This window comes from Paracoccus isoporae (genome assembly GCF_900101865.1).
GTDB classification, from domain to species: domain Bacteria; phylum Pseudomonadota; class Alphaproteobacteria; order Rhodobacterales; family Rhodobacteraceae; genus Paracoccus; species Paracoccus isoporae.
In genome coordinates, this window is the sequence record NZ_FNAH01000013.1 from 41,936 (window position 1) to 65,455 (window position 23,520).

Below are 23,520 nucleotides of genomic sequence, written 5' to 3' on the forward strand. Positions count from 1 at the left end.
TCGCGTCGACCGATGCGGCTTAGCTGAATTTCATGCAATTCCAAGCCAATATCATCTCCTGAACGCTGTTCTGAAAGCTTATGCCGGGGGGTGAAGCGCCGCGCCTGCCGGTGTTCTGCGCCGCGTCGGGGTGTGACAGTTACGATCCCGCGTGATCCGCATCGGGATGGCGGGGCGTCATTGCCGTCGTCCCCGGGCCACCTGATTCTCCCCCTCGCGAACGCCGACCGCTCGATGACGTGCATCACCCGCTGCACGGCCCCCCGCCACCAGGCGGATCTTGTGGCACAGCCGCAGCCACCCACCAGATGCGCCAAGGGCCGCATGGCGGACTGGGATGACGGGCTGCCGGGGGGCGGCTCGAATTGACTCCGAACCGGCAGGAACGCTAGAACAAATCAGGAACATCTGACCCCGCCAAAATGCATGACCCCACGCATCCCCTCTGCCAACTCCCCCGCCGCTGCGCCCGACCCGGCGCGCAGCGCAGAGCTGTTTGCAGCCGGAGACGGGGCGTTTGCGGGATTCGTCATGGCGCATCTGGACGGGCCGGTGCTGTGGCTTCAGGACCGGCAGAGCGCGCGCGACACGGGGCGGCCATGGCTGGCCCCGTCGCGCCAGCCCGTGCTGCTGATGCGCCCATCCCATCCGCGCGACGTTCTGGAAGCGGCGGAAGAAGGGCTGGCCTGCCACGCGCTCTCGGCGGTGGTGGCAGAGATCCACGGCAACCCGACCGTGCTGAGTTTCACCGCCACACGCCGCCTCGCGCTGCGTGCCGAATCCCATGGCGTCCGGCTCTGGCTGATCCGCCATGCCGCCCATGCCGAACCGAGCGCGCTGCGCGACCGCTGGCGGGTCACGGCCCTGCCCTCGGCCCGCAACCCGGACGACGCCGCGGCCCCCGGCGTGGCGCTGTGGCGGGTGGAATTGCTGCGCTCACGCGACAAGCGACCGGGTGCATGGGTGGTCAGCCATGAGGCCGGGCGCAAAGACACGGCGCATCGCCTGCATTTCGCTGCCGCATTTCCCGATGGAGCGGCGGCTGCGGCAGATGGCACGAAACACCCCCGCCTCGTCCATGGACAGGGCGGACGCGCCGCAGGCTGAGCCGCCTTTCGCCTTGTGGATCGAGGGCGGGCACGGCCCGGTCATCCATGCGGTCAGCGACGCGGCCGCGGCGGCGGGGGTGCAGGTGGGCGCGCGGCTGGCCGATATGCGCGCCATCTGCCCTGCCCTGCGCACCGCCCCCGCCGACCCGGCCGGAGATGCACGGACCTTGGCGCGGCTGGCGCTGTGGGCGCGGCGGTTCTGCCCGTGGACGGCGGTTGATGCCTCTGGGCCGGGACCGGCCGGGCTGGTCATGGACATCACCGGCACGGCGCATCTCTGGGGGGGCGAGGGGGCGATGCTGCGCGCCATGCAGGCGCAGCTTGCCGCGGTCGGATATGGCAGCCGTCCGGCCATCGCCGCGACATGGGGCGCGGCCTGGGCGCTGTCGCGCTTCGGGGCGGCGCGCGCGATGGCACGCGATGACACTGCACTGCACCCGTTGCCCGTCGCGGCACTGCGCCTGCCGGGCGATGCGGTGCTGCTGCTGCGCCGCCTGGGGCTGAAAACCGTGGGCGATCTGGCGGCGATGCCGCGCGTGGCCCTGGCCCGCCGTTTCGCGCGGACCGAGGCGGCGGCCAACCCGCTCATCCGGCTGGATCAGGCGACAGGCCGGCTGGCCGAGCCGATCAGCCCCTCGACCCCGCCGGCCCGGTTCCGGCGCGAGGCCCGGCTGGCCGAGCCGGTGCTGGACCCGACCCACCATCTGCCCGGTCTCTGCGCTGCGCTGTGCGAAGACCTCGCGGCGGCGGCGCAGGGGGCCAGGCGGCTGCGGCTGACGGTCTGGCGCAGCGATGGCGAAATGCGCTGGATCTCGGCAGGCGCGGCTTCGCCGACCCGAGACCCCGACCATATGGTATTCCTGTTCCGCGACCGGCTGGAGCGCATCGATCCCGGCTTCGGCATCGACCTGATCGAACTCGCCGCCCCGCAGACCGAAAGCCTCGCCCCCGCGCAGCGACATCTGGCGGGCGAGGCTGATGACGCAAGCGACCTGTCCCGGCTGATCGACCGGCTGGCCGCGCGGTTCGGGCCGGGCCGGCTGATGCAGCCGGAGCCGCGCGACAGCCATATTCCCGAACGCAGCATGGCCGAAGCGCCCGCCACGGCTGCCCCGCCACAGCCGCGCGATGCTGCCCCCGCCCCCCGCGACCGCCCGGCCCGGATGCTGGACCCGGCCGAGGAGGTGCGCGTGCTCTATGCCGTGCCCGAAGGCCCGCCCGCGCAATTCCTGTGGCGCGGCCGCCCGGCCCGCGTGGCCCGCTGGCAGGGGCCGGAACGCATCGCCCCGGAATGGTGGATCGACCGCCCCGGCACGCGGCTGCGCGATTACTACAAGGTCGAGGATTCCGGCGGCCGCAGGCTGTGGCTCTATCGCGAAGGGCTGATCGGCGACGGGCGCGGCGGCGCGCCCCGCTGGTTCGTGCACGGGGTCTTTGCCTGATGCCGCAGAATGACAGCCCCGCCCGGCGCGAGATCAGCGGCGATTTCACACCCAACCCCCGCGCCGATTTCGTCGAGCTGGGCATCACCACCCCGTTCTCATTCCTGCGCGGGGCCAGCCAGGCCGATGAGCTGGTGCTGAGCGCCTGGTTCCTGGGATACGACGCGATCGGGGTGGCGGATCTCAACAGCCTCGCCGGGGTGGTGCGGCTGCATACGGCCGCGATCAAGGCGCAGATGCGGCCGGTGATCGGGGCGCGGATCGTGCTGGCGGACGGCACCGCGTTTCTGGCCTATCCGCGCGACCGGGATGCGTATGGGCGGCTGTCCTCGCTGATTTCCAAGGGGCGGCGGCATGATCTGGCCGGGAACTGGCAGGCAAAGGCGGCCTGTGATCTGAGCCTTGCCGATCTGGCCGCCCATGCCGAGGGGCTGCAGCTGATCTGGATTCCGCCGGAGCAGGCAGACGGCGCGGGGCTTGCCGCCTTGCCGGATCTGGCGGAGCGATTGCCGGGGCTGGGGCATGTCGCGGCGTCTTACCTGTATCGCGGCGATGATGTGGCGCGGATCAACCGGCTGGACCGGGCGGCGAAGGCGGCGGGGCTGTCGATCCTGGCCACCAACGATGTCCATTACCACGCGGCCGAGCGCCGCCCCTTGCAGGATGTCATGACCTGCATCCGCGAGGCCACCAGCATCGACCGCGCCGGGCGGCTGCTCAACCCCAATGCCGAGCGGCATCTGAAATCCCCCGCCGAAATGGCCCGCCTGTTCCACCGCTGGCCGCATGGCTTGTCGGCGGCGCGGCAGGTGGCGGATGGCTGCGATTTCCGGCTGACCGACCTGGCCTATGAATATCCGCGCGAGACGGTGCCGGACGGGCTGACGCCCGAGGCGCATCTGGCGGTGCTGAGTTGGCGGGGCGCGGACGCGCGTTACCCGGACGGGGTGCCGGAGAAGGTGCGCGACAGCATCGCCCGCGAGCTTGAGCTGATCGCGCGCAAGCGGATCGCGCGCTATTTCCTGACCGTGCATGACATCGTGGAATTCGCCCGCGCGCAGGGGATTCTCTGCCAGGGGCGCGGATCGGCGGCCAACAGTGCGGTGTGCTTCGTCCTCAGCATCACCCCGGTGGACCCGGCCACGACCGAATTGCTGTTCGAGCGTTTCATCAGCGAATCCCGCGACGAGCCGCCCGATATCGACGTGGATTTCGAACATGAGCGGCGCGAGGAGGTCATCCAGCATATCTACGACAAATACGGCCGCGACCGCGCCGGGCTGTGCGCAACCGTGATCCATTACCGCCCGCGCAGCGCCATCCGCGAGGTCGGCAAGGCGATGGGGCTGTCCGACGACGTGACCGGCGCGCTTGCCAACACCGTCTGGGGAAGCTGGGGCGACGATCTGGGCCGGGCCCATGAAACCGGGCTGAACCTGACCGACAAGCGGCTGGCGATGACGATCCGGCTGGCCGAGCAGATGATCGGCATGCCGCGCCACCTGTCCCAGCATGTCGGCGGCTTCATCCTGACCGAAGGCCCGCTCGGCGCGACCGTGCCCATCGGCAACGGCGCCATGCCGGAGCGCAGCTTCATCGAGTGGGACAAGGACGATATCGACGCGCTCGGCATTCTCAAGGTCGATGTGCTGGCGCTCGGCATGCTGACCTGCATCCGCAAATGCTTCGACCTGATCCGGGCCCATGAGGGGCGCGATCTGACGCTGGCCAATCTGCCCAAGGAAGACCCGGCGGTCTATGACATGCTGTCGCGCGGCGACAGCGTGGGGGTGTTCCAGGTCGAAAGCCGGGCGCAGATGAACATGCTGCCCCGGATGCGGCCGGCCTGCTACTACGATCTGGTGATCGAGGTGGCCATCGTCCGCCCCGGCCCGATCCAGGGCGATATGGTCCATCCCTATCTGCGCCGCCGCAACGGCAAGGAGCCGGTGGAGTACCCTGCCCCCGCCGGCGGCGACCCGGATGAGCTGCGCCGGATCCTGTCGCGCACGCTTGGCGTGCCGATCTTCCAGGAACAGGCGATGAAGATCGCCATGGTCGCGGCCGAGTTCGACGATCAGGAAGCCAACGAGTTGCGCAAGGCCATGGCGACGTTCCGGTCGCGCGGCACGATCGGGGCCTTGCAGGACAAGATGGTCGGCCGGATGGTGACGCGCGGCTATGACCGGGATTTCGCACAGCGCTGCTTCGACCAGATCAAGGGGTTCGGGGAATATGGCTTCCCTGAAAGCCATGCGGCGGCCTTCGCCCATCTGGTCTATGTCTCGTCCTGGCTGAAGCTGCATTACCCCGCGGCCTTTGCCTGCGCATTGCTGAACAGCCAGCCGATGGGGTTCTACGCCCCCGCCCAGATCGTGCGCGATGCCCGCGAACATGGCGTGACGGTGCTGGCGGCGGATGTGAACTTCTCGGACTGGGACAATCTTCTGGTCCCGGATGGGCGCGCGCGATTTGCGCTGCGGCTCGGCCTGCGCCAGATCGACGGGATGCGCGAGGATGACGCGGCACGGCTGAGCGGGGCGCGCGACACGCCCTATCACTCGCCCGAGGATGTGCAGCGCCGCGCCCGGCTGAACCTCGCCGCCATCCGACGCCTGGCAGAGGCCGACGCCTTCCGCTCCACCGGGCGCGACCGCAGGGCGGCGCTGTGGGATGCCCGCGCTCTGAAGGACGCGCCCGCCCTGCCCCTGTTCACCGCCGGGGATGAGGGCGCAGAGCCTGCCGTCGCCCTGCCCGCCATGCCTGTCTGCGAACAGGTCGTGGCCGATTACCAGACCATGCGCCTGTCGCTGAAGGCCCATCCGATGCGCTTCCTGCGCGCCAGCCTGCGCGCGCAGGGCTATGACACCGCCGCCGGGCTGGCCCGGCGCGGCAACGGGGCGCGGGTGAAGCTGGCCGGTCTGGTGCTGATCCGGCAGCGTCCGGGCTCGGCCAAGGGGGTCTGCTTCATCACCGTCGAGGACGAGACCGGTAGCGCCAATCTGGTGCTCTGGCCGAAGATCTTCGAGGCGTTCCGCAAACCCGCCATGACCGCCCGCGTGCTGGCCGTGGAGGGCCGCCTCCAGCGGGGTGAAGGCGTCACCCATCTGGTCGTGGACAGGCTGACCGACCGCAGCGATGTGCTGTCCCGGCTGGCGGGGCTGGCGGGGCCTGGACCGGGCCCCGGCGCAGGCGGGCTGAAACATCCCCGCGATGTCCGGGTGCTGCCCGGCTCGCGCGATTTCCACTGATCGCGCGCGGCCCGTTTCCATCTCGCCTCAGCCCCGCTAAAGGGAACCATGCTGCGCGATTTCTTTTCGTATTATCGTCCGCATATGCGGCTTTTCTGGGTGGATTTCGGCTGCGCGGTGCTGGCCGGGCTGCTGGAGCTGTCCTTTCCGCTGGCGATCACCGGCTTCATCGACCATCTGCTGCCGCGCGGCGACTGGGGGCTGACACTGGCGGCGGCGGCGGGTCTGCTGGCGCTTTATGCCGTCAATGCCGGGCTGCTGACGGTGGTGATCTATTGGGGCCACCGGCTGGGCATCAATATCGAGACCGAGATGCGCGCCCGTGCCTTCGAGCATCTGACCCGTCTGTCCTGGCGGTGGTATGACCGCGCCCGCACCGGCAAGCTGGTCGCCCGCGTGACCCGCGATCTCGAGGAGATCGGAGAGGTCGCCCATCACGGGCCGGAGGATGCCTTCATCGCGGTGATGACCTTTGCGGGCGCCTTTGCGCTGATGTTCTGGATCAACCCGCAGCTCGCACTGATCGTGGCGCTGATCGTGCCGGCCATGCTGGCGCTCGTCATCTTCTATGGCGGGCGGATGACGCGGACCTGGCAGGCGATCTATGCCCGCGTCGGCGATTTCAACGTCCGGCTGGAGGAGGCGCTTGGCGGGGTGCGTGTCGTGCAGGCCTTCGGCAACGAGGCCCATGAAAGCCATCTTTTCGCCGCGGACAATGCCCGCTACCGGCAGGCCAAGCTGGAGGCTTACCGGGTCATGGCGGCCTCGTCGGCCCTGCAATATATGGGGCTGCGGCTGGTGCAGGTGCTGGTCATGGTGATCGGCGCCGGCTTCGTGCTGAAGGGCAGCCTGAGCACGGGCGGGTTCGTCGGCTTTCTGTTGCTGGTCAATGTCTTCTACCGCCCGCTGGAGAAGATCGCCGCGGTGATCGAGACCTATCCGCGCGGCATCGCGGGGTTCCGCCGCTATCAGGAATTGCTGGCGACCGACCCGGAAATCTCGGACGCGCCCGATGCGCGCGAAGCGCCCGCCCTGCGCGGCGAGATCCGGTTCGAGGGGGTGGATTTCGCCTATGCTGATGCGCGTTCCGTGCTGTCGGGGATCGAGCTTACGCTGAAGGCTGGCGAAACCGTGGCTTTTGTCGGCCCGTCCGGGGCGGGCAAGACCACGCTGCTGGCGCTGCTGCCGCGCTTCTACGAGCCGACCGCAGGACAGATCAGCATTGACGGCATCCCGCTGGACGCGATGACGCTGAATTCGCTGCGCCGCCAGATCGGGCTGGTCAGCCAGGATGTCTATCTGTTCGGCGGCACGCTGCGCGAGAATATCGCCTATGGCCGACTCGGCGCGAGCGATGCCGAGGTTGCCGAGGCCGCGCGGCAGGCCCAGCTTGGCCCGATGATCGCCGCCCTGCCCGACGGGCTCGACACGGTGGTGGGCGAGCGAGGCGTCATGCTGTCGGGCGGGCAGAAGCAGCGCGTGGCGATTGCCCGCGCCTTCCTGAAGAATCCTCCGATCCTGATCCTCGACGAGGCGACATCGGCGCTCGACACCGCCACCGAGCGCGAGATCCAGGCCGCGCTCGACCGGCTGGCCGTGGGCCGCACGACGCTGGTGATCGCGCATCGGCTGGGCACCATCCGCCATGCCGACCGGATCGTGGTGATGGATGAGGGGCGCATCGTCGAAAGCGGCACGGATGACGCGCTGCGCGCCCGAGGCGGGATCTATGCGAGCCTGTCAGGCTGAGCGCGGCGCGCTCCAATAGGCGGCCAGATGGGTCATCGTCTTGGGAAGATGCGCCAGCACGGCCTGTTTCAGCGGTTGCAGCCGCGCCTTCTCGGTCGCGATCCAGACCCGCTCCGCGCCGGGCCAGTCCTGTTGCAGTCGGGCTGAAAGCGCGGCCTCGCCCGACGGCGTGTGGCTGAGGGTCAGGCCGGGATGGCGGGGGAAAGGGTAATCCGCCCCGGCGCCGAACAGATGGCAGTCGATCCGCGATTCCGGAGCCTGCGCCGCGATGATCCGGCCAAGCGCCGGATAGGCCGTCTCGTCGCCACCGATCAGCAGGCGGCCCGCCATAGGGATGCCGCCGCCGCCCGGTCCGGTCAGCCCCAGTTCCGTGCCCACCGCCGCGCGCGCGGCAAAGGCGCAGATCCGCCCGCCATCATGGATGAAGATATCCGTGTCGAGCCAGCCGGCGGCCGCGTCGATCGCGGCCACGGTATAGGCGGGGCGGTGCAGCTCTTGCGGCCACTGGGTCTGGCCGGTTGCGGTCAGGCGCGGCCATTGGGTCGGCGCGTCGGGATGCGGCGGGATCAGGCGGAAATGGATCATGTCGCGATCGAGCCGCTCCAGCCGGTCCCCCTCCAGCCGCAGGCGCAGGAAATTCCGGCCAATGCACCGGACGGAGCGGATGCGGGCAAGGCTGAAATTCGGCGGGTGCTGCCCGGCCTGTTCCGGCCCCGACCATTGCAGCGGAATCTCCGCCGCGCCGAAATTCTCCTCGACATGGTAGGCGACGGCTTCCTTCAGCGTGTGCAGCCAATCCGGGCTTTCCGCACGGGCATAGACGATGCTGGCCTCACCGCTGCGGCGCGCACCGAATTCGCCCGCACCCAGCTTTACCCAGGTCGAGCGACCATGCCCGTCATGCCATTCCAACCCGTATTCGCCCGCATGAGACCGCAGGAAGGCGTCGAGCTGCGCAAAGCCGATCCCGACCGGGGCTTCGGCCTGAAACGGGGGCAAGGGATCATGGCGCATGTCTGGACCTGCTCGGGCGGGTTGGGTTGCGGGCGGGCGCGGATGCCCGGTTATCGAAGGGTGATCACCATCGGCTGGGTGAACGAGGCCGACTGACCGTTCGGCGGCGCCGGCATGCGCGGCAGCCGCGCGGCCTGACGCGCAAGCGCCGAATCCGCGCGCGCATTTCCGGTCGAACTGGCCAGCCGGGCCGAGGCCGCGCCATTCGCGGATATCGTCACCGAGACCTGGATCTGGACCCGGCCGCCGCGCGCACCGCCAATGCGGGTGCGCGACATGTGCCGGGTGATGCGCGAGCCCACCTGGGACGACCAGTTCGCCATCTGCTGCCGGCTGGCGCCGGTCTGCCCGCCCGATTGCTGGCGGCTGTTGCCGCCACCGCCCCCTGCGGCCTGCTGCTGGCGCTGCGGCTGAGGCTGCGCGCGCGCCGGTTGCGGCTGGCGCTGCTGTTCGGCCTGACGCTGCTGTTGTGGTTGCGCCTGACGCGGCGTCTCCCGGCGCGTCACCTGTGGCTGCGGTTCGGGCTCGGGCGCGCGCCGCACCGGGCGCTGCACCGGCCGTTCCGACGCGGAAAGCACCAGGGCGGAGTCGGGCAGAAGCTCCGCGAAATCCGTCACCGGCGGCAATTCCGTCATCGGCGGCGCCTCGAAATCCGGCACCGGCGCGGGCGGGGGCACCAGATCGGCGAAGTCCTCCACAGGCGGCAATTCGGTCATGTCAGGCGGGATGAAATCCGGCGCGGCCTGCTGCGGCGCGCTTTCGGCGACCTCCTCAGGCGCGGGGTCCGATTGCGGGGGGCTGGCGGTCTGGGGTGCCGCTTCCGCTCCCGGCGCGGCGGCAGGGGCCAGCGGTTCGGGTGACGGGGCCAGATCGACGAAGACAGGTGGCGGCGGTTGCAGCGCCTCGCTGCGCTGCGCGGTCTGGATCAGCCAGATCCCCGCCGCGAGATGGGCGGCCAGCACGGCCGCCCCGGTCAGGCCCCATCGGGCAACCGCGCCGACCGGGCCGCGCCCGGTCATTGTCCGGCACCCGCCGACGTCGAAGCGCCGGGCGCGGCGGCGGAACCGGCCTGGCCTGCCTCCGGCGCCGCCGCCCCGGCCGTCGCGGCGGCGGCTGCGTTGCCATCCAGCCCGACAAGGGCAATTTTCGTATAGGCAGTGTCGCGCAGCCGGTTCATCACCGCCATCACATCGCCATAGCTGACCGATTTGTCGGCGCGCAGATAGATCCGCGTCTCGCGATCCCCTCCGGTCAGGGCGTCGAGCGCCTGCGCAAGCCCGCCCTCCGGCACCGCATCCTGACCGAGCGTCAGCGACAGGTCCGGCGCCACGGTCAGCCAGACCGGCTGGTCGGGGCGCTGCGCGGCCGACCCCCGCGATGCCGGCAGATCGACATTGATGTCCACCGTCGCCAGCGGAGCCGCGACCATGAAAATAATCAGCAGCACCAGCATGACGTCGATGAAGGGCGTCACGTTGATCTCGTGATTTTCCTCCAGCGAATCGCCGTCGTGGAACCGTCCGGCCATCTCACATCCCCCGGCCGTTGCGGAAATCCAGATCGCGGCTGACCAGACGTTCCACCCCGGCCGCGGCCTCGGACAGGCGCAGGCGATACCCCGTGATCTGCCGGGCGAAGAAGTTGTAGATCACCACCGCCGGGATCGCCGCCACGAGGCCGAGCGCGGTGGCCAGCAGGGCCTCGGCGATGCCCGGTGCGACCACGGCGAGATTGGTGGTCTGCGACTCCGAGATCCCGATGAAGCTGTTCATGATCCCCCAGACCGTGCCGAACAGCCCCACGAAGGGCGCGGTGGAGCCGATCGTGGCCAGCACTCCGGTGCCGATTCCGGCCCGGCGTCCGGAAAATGCCACGATGCTGGACAGGAACGACGCAACGCGCTCCTTCAGCCCGTCGACCCCGGCGCTGTCGAGGACCGGGCCCGAGCGTTCAAGCTCCGCCGCCGCGGCGCGCAGCATCCGGCTGGCGGGGTCACGGCGGCTCTGGCTGGACGAGACCGCCTCGCGCAGATCAGGCGCCCGCGCGATCAGCTCTGCGCTGCGGCGGGCGTTGCGGTTGGCGGCGGCGATCTCGAACAGTTTCACGATCAGGATCGTCCAGGTCACGACCGAGGCGAAGGCCAGCCCGATCATCACCGCCTTCACGACGATATCGGCATTGAGGAACATGCCCCAGGGGGACAGATCATGCGGCAGCGCATCGCGGCCGATCCCGAAGCTGTCCATCAGCCCCGATTCCGCCGCTGGTGCGGGGGTGATCGGATCGATGGCGATCTGCGGCGCGGCTGCAGGCTCGGACGCAGTTGCCGGATCGGCCGGCGCGGCGGCAGGCTCGGGCGCGGAGAGCGCGTCGGTCTGGGTGGCCACCGTGGTGTCCTGTGGCGCGGTCTGGGCCGTCTGCGCCGCCGCCATGCCGGTGCCGCAGAGCGCCAGGACCAGCGTGGCAGAGGCGAGGAGAGGGCGAAGAGAGGGCTGCTGCATGGTGAACTCGCTGACCGAAAGTGACCGGCGGCAGCGCCGGTTCAGTTGCGCGTATTTCAAATCCGACTATTCCTGTCAACATCGTCGGCTCGCCGCGCAGTCCGACGCGGCGGGAGCCGCGCGACCAACCGCCAGCCCCTCCGCCCCGGCTCCGGCGGCCCCGCCGCACGACATCCTGTCCCGGTCGGTTCAGGCGGATAACCGAACTGATGGGGCGCGGCCAGCTATTCCTGCGTAGAATTCCGCCCAAACCGGCCGGGTCTGTCGCGGTTTCTTGCCGTCCTCCCGGCGATGACATAACAGGCAGGTGACTCCACCCAATCCGGATCAGATCGAGTGAAACGACGTTCTTTCATTGGCAGCATGTCTGCCGCCATGGCCATGACTCAGGCCGCGCGCGTGCAGGCGCAGGCGGCGCCGCAGGACGAGGACGCAGCCAGCGCGCCCGAGCCGGCCGATCCGTTCGGCTTCGAGAGCGTGGCCGCCATCGCGGCAGGCTGGGCCTCGCGCGAATGGGAATCGCCGGCGCGCGAATTGTCCGGCCCCTTCGCGGATATCGACTACGACGCCTATCGCGCGATCCGGTTTCGCCGCGATGCCGATCCCTGGCGCGACATTCCGGGCTTCGGCCTCGACCTGCTGTCGCCGGGGATGATCTTCTACGAGCCGGTGCGGGTGAACCTCGTCACGGATGGCGTCCCGCAGCCCATGCCCTTCGATCCGTCGGTCTTCGATTTCGATCCGAACTTCTTTCCCGAGGATGCGGCGTCGGCCACGCCGGACGAGATGGGCTGGTCGGGCTTCCGCATCCGCAGTGCGCTGAACCGCCCCGACATCCTGGACGAGCTGGCGGTTTTCCAGGGCGCCTCCTATTTCCGCGTGCTGGGGCGCGGAAACACTTACGGGCTGTCCGCGCGCGGTCTGGCCATCCGCACCGGCAGTGCAGAGGGCGAGGAGTTCCCGGTCTTCCGCGAGTTCTGGATCCACCGCCCCAACCCGGAAAACGGCCGGGTCACGATCCAGGCACTTCTGGACAGCCGCTCGGTCTCTGGGGCGTATGAATTCGTCATCATGCCCGGCGCGGTATCGGTGCTGAACACGCGCGTGGCGCTGTTTCCGCGGGTGGAGCTGGAAGGCGTGGGCATCGCGCCGCTGACCTCGATGTACTGGTTCGGCCCGGCCGATGGCGCCACTTTCGACGATTACCGCCCGGCCGTGCATGACAGCAATGGTCTGCAGATGGTGACCGGCAGCGGGCAAAGGCTGTGGCGCGCGCTCAGCAACCCGACGAAGCTGCAGATCTCGGCATTCGTGGATCAGGATCCGCGCGGTTTCGGCCTGATCCAGAGGCCACGCGACTTCGCGGATTACCAGGATGCCGAGGCGAAATATGAAAGCCGCCCGTCTGCCTGGATCCGCCCCACCGGCGATTGGGGTAAGGGCACGGTGTCGCTGATCGAGATCCCGGTGGAGAGCGAGTTCCACGATAACATCGTCAGCTTCTGGCAGCCTTCCGAGCCGCTGGCGGCTGGCACCCGCGCCGATTACGGCTATCGGCTGAGCTTCGGCGAAGAGGTGGTCGATCCGGGCACCCAGGCCAAGGTGATCGCCACGCGCTCCGGTCGGTCGGTCAACCGCAAGGGGGTGCACAGCTTCGTCATCGATTTCGACCTGGCCCCGTTCATCGGCCGCGACGATCCTTCCGCGCGGGTCAATGCCGCCAAGGGCCAGATCGAGCATCCCTATCTCCTGCGGCTGGAACAGGAGGGGCTGCTGCGCCTGTCCTTCGAATATCTGGCCGACGGGGCCGAGGTCGCCGATCTGAGCGCGGTTCTGGAGGGCAGCGAGGGGCTGAACCTCTCGGAGACCTGGCTGTATCGCTGGTCCGAGGGCTGAGGCGGTGGACAGGCTGTCGCATCGCGGCCGGACGGACCCGCGCGATCTCCGGACCGCCCTGCCCCCGGACTCGCCGCGTCACATGCCGGTGCAGGATTTCCGTGCCGCGCCGCCGCCCGGCCCGCAGGAAGTCACTACGGCCCCGGAAGTGCGGGCCGCGCGCCTCATCGCTTTTGGCGGAGCCGCGCTCATCGCGGTGCTCGGCGCGTGGCAGATGTGGTCGGCCTTCGGCGCCAATATCCAGCCGATGCAATATGTGCTGCTGGCGCTGTTCGCCGTGACCTTCGCCTGGATCGGGTTCAGCTTCTGCTCGATGCTGGCCGGTCTGACCGGGCGGCAGCACGAAACCCCGGCCGAGGACGGGGATGCACGGATCGCCATCGTCATGCCGGTCTATCACGAGGATCCGACCGAATCGCTGGGATTGCTGGCGGCGCTCGCCCAGGAGGTTGCAGCCGAGGGCATGGCAGATCGGGCCGAGATCTTCGTTCTGTCCGACAGCCGCGACCCCGATCTGCTGGCGGCGGAGGCGATGGCGGCCGAGCGGCTGCGCGCGCTCTCCCCGATCCCGGTCTGGTATCGCCGCCGCACCGACAATACCGGGCGCAAGGCCGGCAATATCGCCGATTTCATCCGGCGGTGGGGCGGGCGCTATGAGCAGATGCTGGTACTGGATGCCGACAGCGTCGTCTCGGGCGACGTGGTGCGGCAGATGTCGGCGCGGATGTCGGCGGACCCGGCGCTCGGGCTGATCCAGACCATACCGATGCTGGTCCACGGCCAGACCATCTTTGCCCGGATCATCCAGTTCGCCGGACGGATCTATGGCCCCGCCATCGCCCGCGGCGTGGCGGCCTGGTCGGGCGATAACGGCAATTTCTGGGGCCATAACGCCCTGATCCGCATCAGCGCCTTCGCCGAATGCTGCGGGCTGCCGGAACTGCCCGGCAAGGCGCCCTGGGGCGGCACCATCCTGTCGCATGATTTCGTCGAGGCCGCGCTGCTGCGCCGGGCCGGCTGGAAGGTGCGGCTGGACTGGGATCTGCGCGCCTCCTACGAAGGCAGCCCGCCCACCCTGCTGGACATGGCGGTGCGCGAGCGGCGTTGGGCGCAGGGCAATCTGCAGCATCTGCGCCTGATCGGCGCGCGCGGCTTCACCGCCATCACGCGGGTGCATTTCCTGATCGGCGTGCTGGGCTTCCTGATGAGCCCGATCTGGCTGGCGCTGATTCTGTCCGGCCTGATCCTGACCGCCAATGTCATTCTGTCGAGCCCGGAATATTTCCCCTCGACCTATCAGCTCTTCCCCGACTGGCCGACCTTCGATGCCCGCCGGATGATCTGGCTTCTGGCCGCATCTGCCGCGCTGCTGCTGGTGCCGAAATTCATCGCCATCGGCCGCGCCTGGCGTCGTCCGCTGGCCGAGGGCGCCGGTGGTCGGCCGCATATCCTGCTGAGCGCGATCTTCGAGATCGTCATGTCGGCGCTGATTGCCCCGGTGCAGATGCTGATCCAGACCCGCCAGATTGCCGAGATCCTGCTGGGCCGCAATTCCGGCTGGGAAAGCCAGGTCCGCAAGGGCTCCATGCCGCCCTGGAGGGTGGTGATCCGCCGCCACTGGATGCATGTCGCGGCCGGTGTGGCGACCACCGTCGCGATCTTCTATCTCTCGCCCGCCCAGCTCATCTGGCTGTCGCCGATCCTGGCGGGGCTGATCCTCGCCCCGCTGACTTCCCGCTGGAGCGCCTCGCCGGTGCTCGGCCGATGGGCACGGGCCGCCGGTCTGCTGGTGACACCCGAAGAGCGCGGGATCCCGCCGGTCATGGCCGAATCCGTCAACCAGGCGCGGCAGTTGCGCGGACCGTCGAACCCGACGCTGCGGCTGGCGCGCGACGCCGAGGCGCGCGCCGCCTATGTCGCGATGCTGCCGCCCCTGCCGGACCGCCCGGTCCAGGACCGGCTGGCCGACATCTCGGCCGAGGCGAAGATCGCCGCCGCGCACAGCCAGTCACAAGCGCTCGGGTTTCTGAACCCGGAGGAGCGTGGCGCGTTGCTGAATTCTCCGACGCTGCTCGAACGCTGGTCCCGCCTGCCGGAATGACATGAACGCCAAGAACCGAATCATCGCCCTCGACATGCTGCGCGGCTACGCACTCGTGGTCATCATGGTCGATCACATGCCCATCGGCGTGCTTCGCGGCTATACGCTGGGACGCTTCGCGGTGTTCGATGCCGCGGAGTTGTTCGTGCTGCTGTCGGGATTCCTGGTCGGGCTTGTCTGGCTGAATGTCGAGCGCAGCCAGGGCCGCCGCGCCGCCCAGATCCGGTTCCTGCGCCGCGCAGTGCAGGTCTGGCTGGCACTGGTGGTCGGCAGCGTGCTGATGGCGCTGCTGTCGCGCGGACTGTTCGAGGCCGGCATGAACCACACCGCAATCTGGTCGCAATATGCCCGCTGGGTGGTGGAATATCCCATCGGCTACCTGGTCACCATCGGCACGCTGTGGATGCAGCCCAACCTGATCGACGTGCTGGCGCTCTATGTCGTGATGCTGGTCCTCACCCCGCTGAGCGTGCCGCTGATGCTGCGCAACCCCTGGATCTTCGCCGCCGGATCGGTCGCGCTTTGGGCGGTGTCAGTGCCGCTGAACGAGATGATCCCCAATCACCGGTCCGAGGGCGGGATGCTGTTCAATCCCTTCGCCTGGCAAATGCTGTTCCATTCGGGCGTGGCGATGGGGCTGTTCCGCACGCGCTTCATGCCGGTCCTGCGCCGCCACGCGACGCCGATCACCGTCGTGATGCTGGCGATCGGCCTGTCGATGGCGGTGCTGAGCCAGCTCTGGCGCTTCGGGCCGGACGGGCAGGTCTTGATGGAACAGATCAAGGAGGCCATCGGGCCGGTCGATAAGTGGTCGCTCGACAGCATCCGCTACATCTCCATCATTGCCGCCGCCTGGCTCGTGGCCGTGCCCTTTGCCCGGCCGATGGAGTGGCTGGCCGGCACCTGGCTGGGCCGGTCGCTGGCCGTGATCGGCCGCGGCGGGCTGATCTCCTTCGTCGCCTGCGTCATGCTGTCGGTGCTGGGCGATGCGCTGATGATGATGGATGGGGCCAGCCAGTTCAGCTATCGGCTGTCGGTCGACATCTGGACGGTCGTGGCGCTGTGGCTGGTGGCCGAGATCGCCGCACGGCAGAGCCGGAAGCGGCGCGTGGCTCAACCGGGCTGAGCTGTCCCGGCGCGCGACCCGCTGACAGCCGGGAACCTTGCGGCAAACCGCCGCGCAGTGCCGGTCCGGGCCATTGCAAGCCGGTGCGGTTTTCACTTAGACAGCGCCTATCCGCCTTGTCGGATGAAATGTGGTGACCGGGCCCCTCTGGCGAATGTGGCGGCACATTCGTGATGTCGGCACTTTCCCGTTTCGCGCCGCGACGGACTGCATGAATGCAAAGCAGCAGCACTAATGGGCCCTCACGGGGCGTCCTCGATTATTTCAAATGGGCCTTCATCGTCACCGCGGCCGGGCTGGCGCTCGGGGCGGTTCTGGGCTGGCAGATGACCCAGACCCTTGGCGGGACGCTGACCATCTTCTTCATCTGCGCGGTCCTGGCCGTGCTGGAGATCTCGCTCAGCTTCGACAATGCCATCGTCAACGCCAACAAGCTGAAGGACATGACCCCGGTCTGGCAGCGCCGGTTCCTGACCTGGGGGATCCTGATCGCGGTGTTCGGGATGCGGATCGTCTTTCCGCTGCTGATCGTGGTGATTGCGGCAAAGATCGGCCCGTGGGAGGCGATGGTGCTGGCCGCCGCGGAACCGGCGCGCTACGCCGAGATCATGCACGATGCCCATCTGCCCATCGCGGCTTTTGGCGGCACCTTCCTGATGATGGTCGGGCTGAGCTTCTTCTTCGATCAGAGCAAGGACGTGCACTGGGTCCGCTGGCTGGAAGCCACGATGCAGCGCTACGCCACGATCCGCGGGATCGAGGTCGCCATCGTGCTCGTCACCGTGCTGATCTTCTCGCGCCTGCTCGAACCGGGCGAGTCGCAGATCTTCTTCCGGTCAGCGATCTGGGGGCTGCTGACCTTCCTGCTGGTCGAGGTGCTCGGCGGGCTTCTGGACAGCACCCAGGAGATGATGGAGGCAGGCGCAAAGGGCGGGCTCGGCGCGTTTCTGTATCTGGAGGTGCTGGACGCGTCATTCAGCTTCGACGGGGTCATCGGGGCATTCGCGCTGACCCAGAACCTGTTCGTCATCGCCATCGGCCTTGGGATCGGGGCGATGTATGTGCGCTCCATGACGATCATGCTGGTCGAGAAGGGCACGCTGACGGCGTATCGCTATCTCGAACATGGCGCCTTCTACGCGATCATTGCGCTGTCGGTCATCATGTTCCTGCAATCGCTGATCGAGATCCCCGAGGTCATCACCGGGCTTGGCGGCGCGGGGCTGATCGGGCTGTCGCTGTGGTCGTCGATCCGCTGGAACCGGGTCAACGCGGACATGGCGGCAGAGGGCTGATCGCGGCCCGCGCGGCGGTCAGCCTTCCTGCGAAAGCCCGGCACGGCGCAAACGCTGCAACCGGGCGAACTGGGCGCGTTCCATATGCCGGCGCATGGCCGCTTCGGCCGCGCTGCCGTCGCGCGCCAGCAGCGCATCCAGCACCTCGCGATGCTCGGCCACGGCCTGCCGCGCCCGGTCCGGGATCTGCATGGACGAGGTGCCGAGGATCAGCAGCGTGTTCTCGACCGACGCCATCGCGCGCAGCAGGAACCGGTTGCGGGCGGCATCGAGCAGCCGGCGATGAAACTGCCGGTTCAACTGCACCAGAAGGTCGGGCTGGCCCTCTGCCTGCTGCATCTCGGCATTGATCGCCTCCAACTCCTCGATCTCCACCGGCGAGGCGCTGCGCGTGGCGAGGCGGGCGGCGGTGCCCTCCAGCACGGTGCGCATCTCGTAGAGCTCCATCAACTCGGGATAGTCGAGCTTGCGCACCACCGCGCCGCTGCGCGGCAGGTGGATCACCAGCCCCTCGGCCTCCAGCCGCCGGATCGCCTCGCGCACGGGCGTCCGGCTGACCGAGAGCCGCGTGGCGATCTCGGTCTCGCGCAGCCGGCTGCCCGGCGGCAGCACGCCGGAGCGGATGTCATCGCAGAGCCGCTCATAGGTGCTTTCGCCATGCAGCGCGCGCGGGGCCTGCGTGTCTTCTGGATCTTTGCCGGTTTCCTTCATCGCAACTTTGGTATACGGCTGGATACAAATTGGTCAAGACCCGTGATGACACAACTCACCCCGCTTGTCAGACGCACCGGAACGCTCGCCCTCGCAGGGCTGGGCACGGCGGTATTCGCCCTCGCGAATATCCCCCTGCCCTTCCTGTTCGGGCCGATGTTCGCCTGCCTTGTCGCGGCGCTGATCGGGGCACCGCTTTTGGGGGTGAAGCGGGTTTCGGATGCCGCGCGGACGATCCTTGGCGTCGCGGTGGGGGCCTCGATCACGCCAGAGGTGATCCACCAGATCCCGCAAATGCTGGGATCGGTGGCCTTCGTGCCGTTCTATATCGCGGCCATCGGGCTTGTCGGCGTGCCGTATTTCCACAAGGTCTGCGGGTTTGATCTGGCGACATCCTATTTCGCCTCCATGCCGGGCGGGTTGCAGGACATGGTGCTGTTCGGACAGGAAGCGGGCGGCGATGTGCGGGCGCTGTCGCTGATCCATGCGACCCGCGTGCTGGTAATCGTGACCATCGTGCCGGCCGTGCTGCTGCATGTGTTCGACCGGACGCTGAGCCAGCCCATCGGCGCGCCGGCCGCCGATCTTCCACTGGCAGAATTGCTTCTGATGGCCGGTGCGGCGGTCGGCGGCTGGAAGATCGGCGCCCGGCTGGGGCTGTTCGGCGCGCCGATTCTCGGCCCGATGATCGTGACCGCCGCCCTGTCCCTGACCGGGCTGATCGAACACCGCCCCCCGCGCGAGGCGATCCTGGGGGCGCAGTTCTTCATCGGCATGGGAATCGGCGTGGGCTATGTCGGAGTCACCCTGATCGAGCTGCGCCGCGTGGTGCTGGCGGGGATGGTGTTTGTCGTGATCCTCGCCCTGCTGGCCTTCCTTGTCACCGAGGCGGTCGTGCTGCTCGGCCTCGCCTCGCCGATCGAGGGGTTCCTGTCCTTCGCGCCCGGCGGACAGGCGGAGATGACCGTTCTGGCCATCGTGGCGGGCGCGGATCTGGGGTTCATCGTCGTCCACCATCTGCTGCGGCTGACCCTGGTCATCCTGGGCGCGCCGATCTTCGCGGCGGTGCTCGGGCTGAGGGGCCGCGGGGGCGGGTCGGGCTGATGCCGCATGCGGAGCCGTCACGATGGAGCTGATCCTGCTGATCCTGCCAGAGGGGATGAGCCCGCCCGTGCTGTATTTGCTGCTCGCCGTCAGCTTCGCGGCGTCCTTCATCACCGTGGCATTCGGCATTGGCGGCGGCGGCATCCTGCTGGCGGCCATGGCCACGCTGGTGCCGCCCGCAGCACTTATTCCAACGCATGGCGTGATCCAGATCGGCTCGAATCTCGGCCGCGTGATGCTGACCTTCCGGCATATCTTCTGGCCGGCCCTGCCGGGCTTTGCCGCGGGATCTGTGATCGGCGCCGCGATCGGCGGTTCGGTCGCCGTCAACCTGCCGCCGGAATGGGTCCAACTGGGGGTGGGCGGGTTCATCCTGTGGTCGGTGCTGGGCCGCGCGCCTCGCGCGGTGCGCGACTGGCCGCTGACGGTCGGCGTGATCTCCAGCGTCCTGACGATGTTTTTCGGGGCATCCGGCCTGTTCGTCGCGGTGTTCACCAAGGCCCAGACCCTGCCCCGACATGCCCATGTCGCCACCCATGCCGCGCTGATGACGCTGCAACACGCCATCAAGACGGTCACGTTCGGGATGCTCGGCTTTGCCTTTGCCGGCTGGCTGCCGTTTCTGGCGGCGATGATCGTCGCGGGTTTCGCCGGGACGCTGGCCGGAAAGACGCTGCTCAACCGGATCGACGACCGGCGCTTCAAACTGGCGCTCGATGTGATCCTGATCCTGCTGTCGCTGCGGCTGACCTATGCCGGGATGCGCGACCTGCTGCGCTGAGAGAGGCGCGGCGCCGGGAGGGGCGGCTTTGCGATGGCGCATCCGGCAGCTCCCGCCTATCGTCGCGGCCATGACCCTGCGCGCCCCCGCCCTGAAGATCACCGCGACCATCCTGATCCTCTGGTGCGCCGGTCTTGGCGCGGCGGGGCAGTTCTCCAAGATCGGCGTGCCCTTTGCCGAGCTGCAGGCGCTCTTTCCGCAATCCGGCGCGGCGGTGGGGCTACTGCTGTCGCTGGTCAGCCTGGTCGGCGCGCTGTTCGGGCTGGTTGCCGGGGCGATGGCGCTGCGGATCGGGCTGAGACGCGGATTGATCGGCGCGCTGATCCTCGGCGGGGCCATCTCGCTCATCCAGGCGCAGATGACCACGCTCGGCCCGCTGCTCGTCAGCCGGATCTTCGAGGGGATCTCGCATCTGATGATCGTCATCGCCGCGCCGACCCTGATCGCGCAGATCACGCCGGAACGATTCCGCGGCCTGACCATGACCCTGTGGGCGACATTCTTCGGCGTCGCCTATGCCGCGACGGCGTGGTTCGGCACGGGGCTGGCGCAGAATGACGGGCTGGCGGCGCTGTTCCGTCTGCACGGGGCCTGGCTGATCGCGGTCGCCGCGATGCTGTGGTTCCTGCTGCCAACGGTCGCGCCGGGTCGCGGCCGCGCCGAAGCGCCGGTCGATCTCATCGGCGACATCCGCCGCGCGGTCCACTCACCACGCATCGCGGCGCCGGGACTGGGCTGGCTGTTCTACACGCTCACCTTCGTGTCGCTGCTGGCGATCCTGCCGGGGCTGATCCCGGCCCCGCGCCGCGCCGAGATGATCGGGACGCTGCCGCTCATCAGCATCCTGTCCAGCCTCGCCATTGTGCCGGTGCTGCTGCGCCGCCTCTCGGCGGTGCAGGTGATCCAGATCGGGTTTCTGGGCGCGGCGGTCTCTGCGGCGCTCATGGCTGTGACACCGGATCCGAGCCTGCCCGCGATGAGCCTGTTCACCGCGCTTGGCGTGATCCAGGGGGCCAGCTTCGCGGCCGTGCCGGAGCTGAACCGCACGATCGAGGATCGGGCCCTGTCCAACGGCTTGCTGGCGCAGATGGGCAATCTGGGCAATCTGCTCGGCACGCCGCTGCTTCTGCTGATGCTGGGCCGCACCGGTCCCGGCGGGTTGGTGGGCGGGATCGTTCTGGCCTATCTTCTGGCCATGATCTGTCACGGCTGGATGGCGCGACGCCGCGCGCGCGGCGCAGGGTAAAGCCGCTCGCGGGGCTTCGCGCGACTTGGCGGCGAGGTGACCACCCTGACAAGCCAGCGATCGGCGAAGGTCGCAGCCGGACGGCGCGTGCAGATTTCCAATCCGACTGATTTGCCGGAATGCAGTCGAAGGGATCCGGCCCTCCGACCTGCCATTTTGGACAGGTCGGCGGATTTTTGCTTGTCACAGCACCGCCCCGGATCAACAATCGTGCCGTGTCGTTGTTTAACTCGTGTTGGTTTGATGTCTCGTTACCTGAAATTCACTGCCCTCGTGGCAGTTGTCGCCTCCCTGACATTCTGCTTCGGATTCTACTCGGCGCTTCGCAAGAACGTCGTCTTCGACAGCATCGTGAAGACGGTCCGCTATCTGAAGCCCGCCGTGGCGGACGCCTCCGCCCCGGAACTTCGTCTGGACATGTCGGACCGGACGCTGCTCGACACCACATTGCTGCCCTTTCACCGGATGGACGTCACGGTCACGGACGAGGATGGCGGGGTGCTGCCCATCGTGGCGGTGGTCGCCGATCAGCGTGACGAGGCCGTCGCACTTGGCGATGATGGCTCGCTGCTCAGGGTCGAGACGGAAAGCTGCGTTGATTCGGGCTGTGCGCGCAATATCGGCCGGCTGACCCGCCCGGACGGAACCCGGATTGACGATATCTACGACATGATGCGGATCGAGGTGGACGGGCGGCCGGAATGGTATGTCTCCTACGGACAGCTTGACCGCACCGGCTATTCGAAATCGCTGGTCATCAGCCGGGTGGATCTGAGCACCGATGCCGATTCCGATGCGCTGATCCGGGTCGAGCCACCGGTTTTCCAGGCCCGTCCCTTTTCACTGCAGAACGGTCATGCCAAGCGGGCGGCCGGCGGCGCCATCGCCTATGACCCGCGCGACGACAGCATTGTGGTGACGGTCGGTGATTACAGCCTGAACGGAATCGCCAACGACTTCCCCGGCGATGTCCCGCCCCCGCAATCGCCCGACAGCGATCTGGGCAAAGTGCTGCGCGTGGACCGCAAGACCGGGGAAAGCCGGATCATCTCCTCCGGTCACCGCAACCCGCAGGGCCTCTCCATCTCCGCGACCGGAGAAATCATCTCCACCGAACACGCGCCCAAGGGCGGCGACGAGATCAACCTGATCCGCGACGGGCAGAATTACGGCTGGCCCAACGTGTCGATGGGCACGGTCTACGGCACCTATGAGTTTCCGCAGAAACCGCTGGTCGAAGGAACGGAACATGGCGGCTACACCCCGCCCATTTCCGCCTTCCTGCCCAGCCCCGGCATCGGCGCCATCATTCATGCCGAGGGTTTCAACAAGGCGTGGGACGGCGACCTGATCGCCGCGACGCTGAAGGCACGCTCGCTGTTCAGGGTCCGACGCTGGGAGAATGGAAGCTATACCGAGCAGGTCTATATCGGCGACCGGATCCGCGATCTGGACATTGCCGGCGGCAATCTGGTGCTGGGCACGGATGGCGGCAAAATCATCATCCTGTCCCCGGTGGAAAATGTCGAAATGGCCCGCACCGAGATCGGCCTGCATACCAATCTCAACGCGCTGTCCAATTGCGGCTCCTGCCACAATCTGAACTACCCCGCATCCACCCCCGGCGCACCGCATCTGCGCAACCTGCTGGGCCGAAACATTGCCTCGGCCAGCGATTATGACGGCTATAGCGATGCGCTGAAATCGCGCGGCGACGAGGTCTGGACGGAGGACAGGCTGGAGGCCTTCCTGCGCGACCCGCAGAGCTTCGCGTCGGGCACGGCGATGCCAGATCTGGACCTGTCGGACGCCGATATCAGCGAGTTGATGACCCAGATCAAGCTGCTCCGCTGAGAGGAGCGATTTGAGGCCGCTTCGCAACAACAGCGAGGCGGCCGCGCGTCGTTCAACGCAGCAGGCGAGCGGGAGATCGGACGGCGAAATCTGGCGCACCTTGAAGGAGAAAGTTCGAACTCCTTCTTCTCCGATCTGGAAGACTGGGAAGCCCAGCTCAAGCCGCACGAAGCCTTGCTGCCGGAGATGGAACCATGAGCCATGGTAATCCTCCCCTTTTTAACGGGGCGTGGCTGTAGAATTCACGCGGCCATTTTCAGCTTCATGGCGGGTGTGATCCCGCCGTTGCCCATGTTGGGACGTTCGTTGTTATAGGTCCAGAGCCATTTGGTGGCGGTCC

17 protein-coding genes are annotated in these 23,520 nt (G+C 68.1%); 12 read left to right on the forward strand and 5 right to left on the reverse strand.

Going from position 1 to position 23,520, the window contains the following annotated elements:
• Positions 1–426: 426 nt before the first annotated feature.
• Genes BLT73_RS15655 through BLT73_RS15670 form a run of 4 tightly spaced genes read left to right on the forward strand, consistent with a single transcriptional unit; the run spans position 427 to position 7,551 of the window.
• Complete coding sequence (locus BLT73_RS15655; RefSeq protein WP_143025700.1) at positions 427–1,107, forward strand: hypothetical protein; 681 nt, start codon at positions 427–429, stop codon at positions 1,105–1,107.
• The gene (locus BLT73_RS15660; RefSeq protein WP_245727370.1) at positions 1,052–2,551 is read left to right on the forward strand and encodes a Y-family DNA polymerase; all 1,500 of its coding nucleotides are present in this window, start codon (positions 1,052–1,054) and stop codon (positions 2,549–2,551) included. Before BLT73_RS15655 ends, BLT73_RS15660 begins: the two co-directional genes overlap by 56 nt.
• Complete coding sequence (locus BLT73_RS15665; protein WP_090525360.1) at positions 2,551–5,802, forward strand: error-prone DNA polymerase; 3,252 nt, start codon at positions 2,551–2,553, stop codon at positions 5,800–5,802. The genes BLT73_RS15660 and BLT73_RS15665 overlap by 1 nt, the downstream gene beginning before the upstream one ends.
• A gap of 48 nt (positions 5,803–5,850) precedes the next feature.
• A complete protein-coding gene (locus BLT73_RS15670; RefSeq protein WP_090525362.1) occupies positions 5,851–7,551 on the forward strand; it encodes an ABC transporter ATP-binding protein in 1,701 nt (566 codons plus the stop codon).
• Here the strand turns inward: BLT73_RS15670 and BLT73_RS15675 are convergent.
• The 4 genes from BLT73_RS15675 to exbB are packed head-to-tail and all read right to left on the reverse strand — an operon-like array spanning position 7,543 to position 11,126.
• The gene (locus tag BLT73_RS15675) at positions 7,543–8,565 is read right to left on the reverse strand and encodes a siderophore-interacting protein (protein WP_090525364.1); all 1,023 of its coding nucleotides are present in this window, start codon (positions 8,563–8,565) and stop codon (positions 7,543–7,545) included. The two genes, BLT73_RS15670 and BLT73_RS15675, sit on opposite strands and share 9 nt — an antisense overlap.
• A gap of 50 nt (positions 8,566–8,615) precedes the next feature.
• Positions 8,616–9,584 (reverse strand): TonB C-terminal domain-containing protein, encoded by a 969-nt coding sequence (locus BLT73_RS15680; RefSeq protein ID WP_090525365.1) that lies wholly within the window; start codon positions 9,582–9,584, stop codon positions 8,616–8,618.
• Positions 9,581–10,093, reverse strand: a complete 513-nt coding sequence (exbD, locus tag BLT73_RS15685) for a TonB system transport protein ExbD (RefSeq protein WP_090525367.1) — start codon at positions 10,091–10,093, stop codon at positions 9,581–9,583. The genes BLT73_RS15680 and exbD overlap by 4 nt, the downstream gene beginning before the upstream one ends.
• A 1-nt stretch (position 10,094) precedes the next feature.
• Positions 10,095–11,126, reverse strand: a complete 1,032-nt coding sequence (gene exbB / locus BLT73_RS15690; protein ID WP_245727371.1) for a tonB-system energizer ExbB — start codon at positions 11,124–11,126, stop codon at positions 10,095–10,097.
• A gap of 315 nt (positions 11,127–11,441) precedes the next feature.
• Here exbB and BLT73_RS15695 point away from each other — a divergent pair, with 315 nt between their 5' ends.
• The 4 genes from BLT73_RS15695 (at position 11,442) to BLT73_RS15710 (ending at position 17,484) form a co-directional block, all read left to right on the forward strand.
• Positions 11,442–12,962 (forward strand): OpgD/OpgG family glucan biosynthesis protein, encoded by a 1,521-nt coding sequence (locus BLT73_RS15695; RefSeq protein WP_245727372.1) that lies wholly within the window; start codon positions 11,442–11,444, stop codon positions 12,960–12,962.
• Between the two features lie 4 nt (positions 12,963–12,966).
• A complete protein-coding gene (mdoH, locus tag BLT73_RS15700) occupies positions 12,967–15,063 on the forward strand; it encodes a glucans biosynthesis glucosyltransferase MdoH (protein WP_245727373.1) in 2,097 nt (698 codons plus the stop codon).
• Between the two features lies 1 nt (position 15,064).
• Positions 15,065–16,189, forward strand: a complete 1,125-nt coding sequence (locus BLT73_RS15705; RefSeq protein ID WP_090525373.1) for an OpgC domain-containing protein — start codon at positions 15,065–15,067, stop codon at positions 16,187–16,189.
• Positions 16,190–16,404: 215 nt separating this feature from the next.
• Positions 16,405–17,484 carry a DUF475 domain-containing protein gene (locus tag BLT73_RS15710; protein WP_090525375.1) on the forward strand — a complete coding sequence of 360 codons (1,080 nt, stop codon included), beginning with the start codon at positions 16,405–16,407 and terminating at the stop codon, positions 17,482–17,484.
• An 18-nt stretch (positions 17,485–17,502) separates the two neighbouring features.
• Here the strand turns inward: BLT73_RS15710 and BLT73_RS15715 are convergent, their stop codons facing one another.
• Positions 17,503–18,195, reverse strand: a complete 693-nt coding sequence (locus BLT73_RS15715; RefSeq protein WP_090525377.1) for a GntR family transcriptional regulator — start codon at positions 18,193–18,195, stop codon at positions 17,503–17,505.
• 45 nt (positions 18,196–18,240) lie between these two features.
• Between BLT73_RS15715 and BLT73_RS15720 the strand changes: the two genes are divergently transcribed.
• The 4 genes from BLT73_RS15720 (at position 18,241) to BLT73_RS15735 (ending at position 23,180) form a co-directional block, all read left to right on the forward strand.
• The gene (locus BLT73_RS15720) at positions 18,241–19,299 is read left to right on the forward strand and encodes an AbrB family transcriptional regulator (RefSeq protein ID WP_090525380.1); all 1,059 of its coding nucleotides are present in this window, start codon (positions 18,241–18,243) and stop codon (positions 19,297–19,299) included.
• Positions 19,300–19,321: 22 nt separating this feature from the next.
• Positions 19,322–20,080, forward strand: coding sequence for a sulfite exporter TauE/SafE family protein (locus BLT73_RS15725; RefSeq protein ID WP_090525382.1), 759 nt, complete (start codon positions 19,322–19,324; stop codon positions 20,078–20,080).
• A gap of 70 nt (positions 20,081–20,150) precedes the next feature.
• Positions 20,151–21,326 (forward strand): MFS transporter, encoded by a 1,176-nt coding sequence (locus BLT73_RS15730; RefSeq protein WP_090525384.1) that lies wholly within the window; start codon positions 20,151–20,153, stop codon positions 21,324–21,326.
• Positions 21,327–21,569: 243 nt separating this feature from the next.
• Positions 21,570–23,180, forward strand: coding sequence for a PQQ-dependent sugar dehydrogenase (locus BLT73_RS15735; protein WP_090525386.1), 1,611 nt, complete (start codon positions 21,570–21,572; stop codon positions 23,178–23,180).
• Positions 23,181–23,520: the final 340 nt, after the last annotated feature.

Excerpts from the sequence above, each read along its gene's own strand:
- BLT73_RS15655 (WP_143025700.1), top strand. The coding sequence starts at position 427 with ATGACCCCACGCATCCCCTCTGCCAACTCCCCCGCCGCTGCGCCCGAC.
- BLT73_RS15660 (WP_245727370.1), top strand. The coding sequence starts at position 1,052 with ATGGCACGAAACACCCCCGCCTCGTCCATGGACAGGGCGGACGCGCCG.
- BLT73_RS15665 (WP_090525360.1), top strand. The coding sequence starts at position 2,551 with ATGCCGCAGAATGACAGCCCCGCCCGGCGCGAGATCAGCGGCGATTTC.
- BLT73_RS15670 (WP_090525362.1), top strand. The coding sequence starts at position 5,851 with ATGCTGCGCGATTTCTTTTCGTATTATCGTCCGCATATGCGGCTTTTC.
- BLT73_RS15675 (WP_090525364.1), bottom strand. The coding sequence starts at position 8,565 with ATGCGCCATGATCCCTTGCCCCCGTTTCAGGCCGAAGCCCCGGTCGGG.
- BLT73_RS15680 (WP_090525365.1), bottom strand. The coding sequence starts at position 9,584 with ATGACCGGGCGCGGCCCGGTCGGCGCGGTTGCCCGATGGGGCCTGACC.
- exbD (WP_090525367.1), bottom strand. The coding sequence starts at position 10,093 with ATGGCCGGACGGTTCCACGACGGCGATTCGCTGGAGGAAAATCACGAG.
- BLT73_RS15695 (WP_245727372.1), top strand. The coding sequence starts at position 11,442 with ATGGCCATGACTCAGGCCGCGCGCGTGCAGGCGCAGGCGGCGCCGCAG.
- BLT73_RS15705 (WP_090525373.1), top strand. The coding sequence starts at position 15,065 with ATGAACGCCAAGAACCGAATCATCGCCCTCGACATGCTGCGCGGCTAC.
- BLT73_RS15710 (WP_090525375.1), top strand. The coding sequence starts at position 16,405 with ATGCAAAGCAGCAGCACTAATGGGCCCTCACGGGGCGTCCTCGATTAT.
- BLT73_RS15715 (WP_090525377.1), bottom strand. The coding sequence starts at position 18,195 with ATGAAGGAAACCGGCAAAGATCCAGAAGACACGCAGGCCCCGCGCGCG.
- BLT73_RS15720 (WP_090525380.1), top strand. The coding sequence starts at position 18,241 with ATGACACAACTCACCCCGCTTGTCAGACGCACCGGAACGCTCGCCCTC.
- BLT73_RS15725 (WP_090525382.1), top strand. The coding sequence starts at position 19,322 with ATGGAGCTGATCCTGCTGATCCTGCCAGAGGGGATGAGCCCGCCCGTG.
- BLT73_RS15730 (WP_090525384.1), top strand. The coding sequence starts at position 20,151 with ATGACCCTGCGCGCCCCCGCCCTGAAGATCACCGCGACCATCCTGATC.
- BLT73_RS15735 (WP_090525386.1), top strand. The coding sequence starts at position 21,570 with ATGTCTCGTTACCTGAAATTCACTGCCCTCGTGGCAGTTGTCGCCTCC.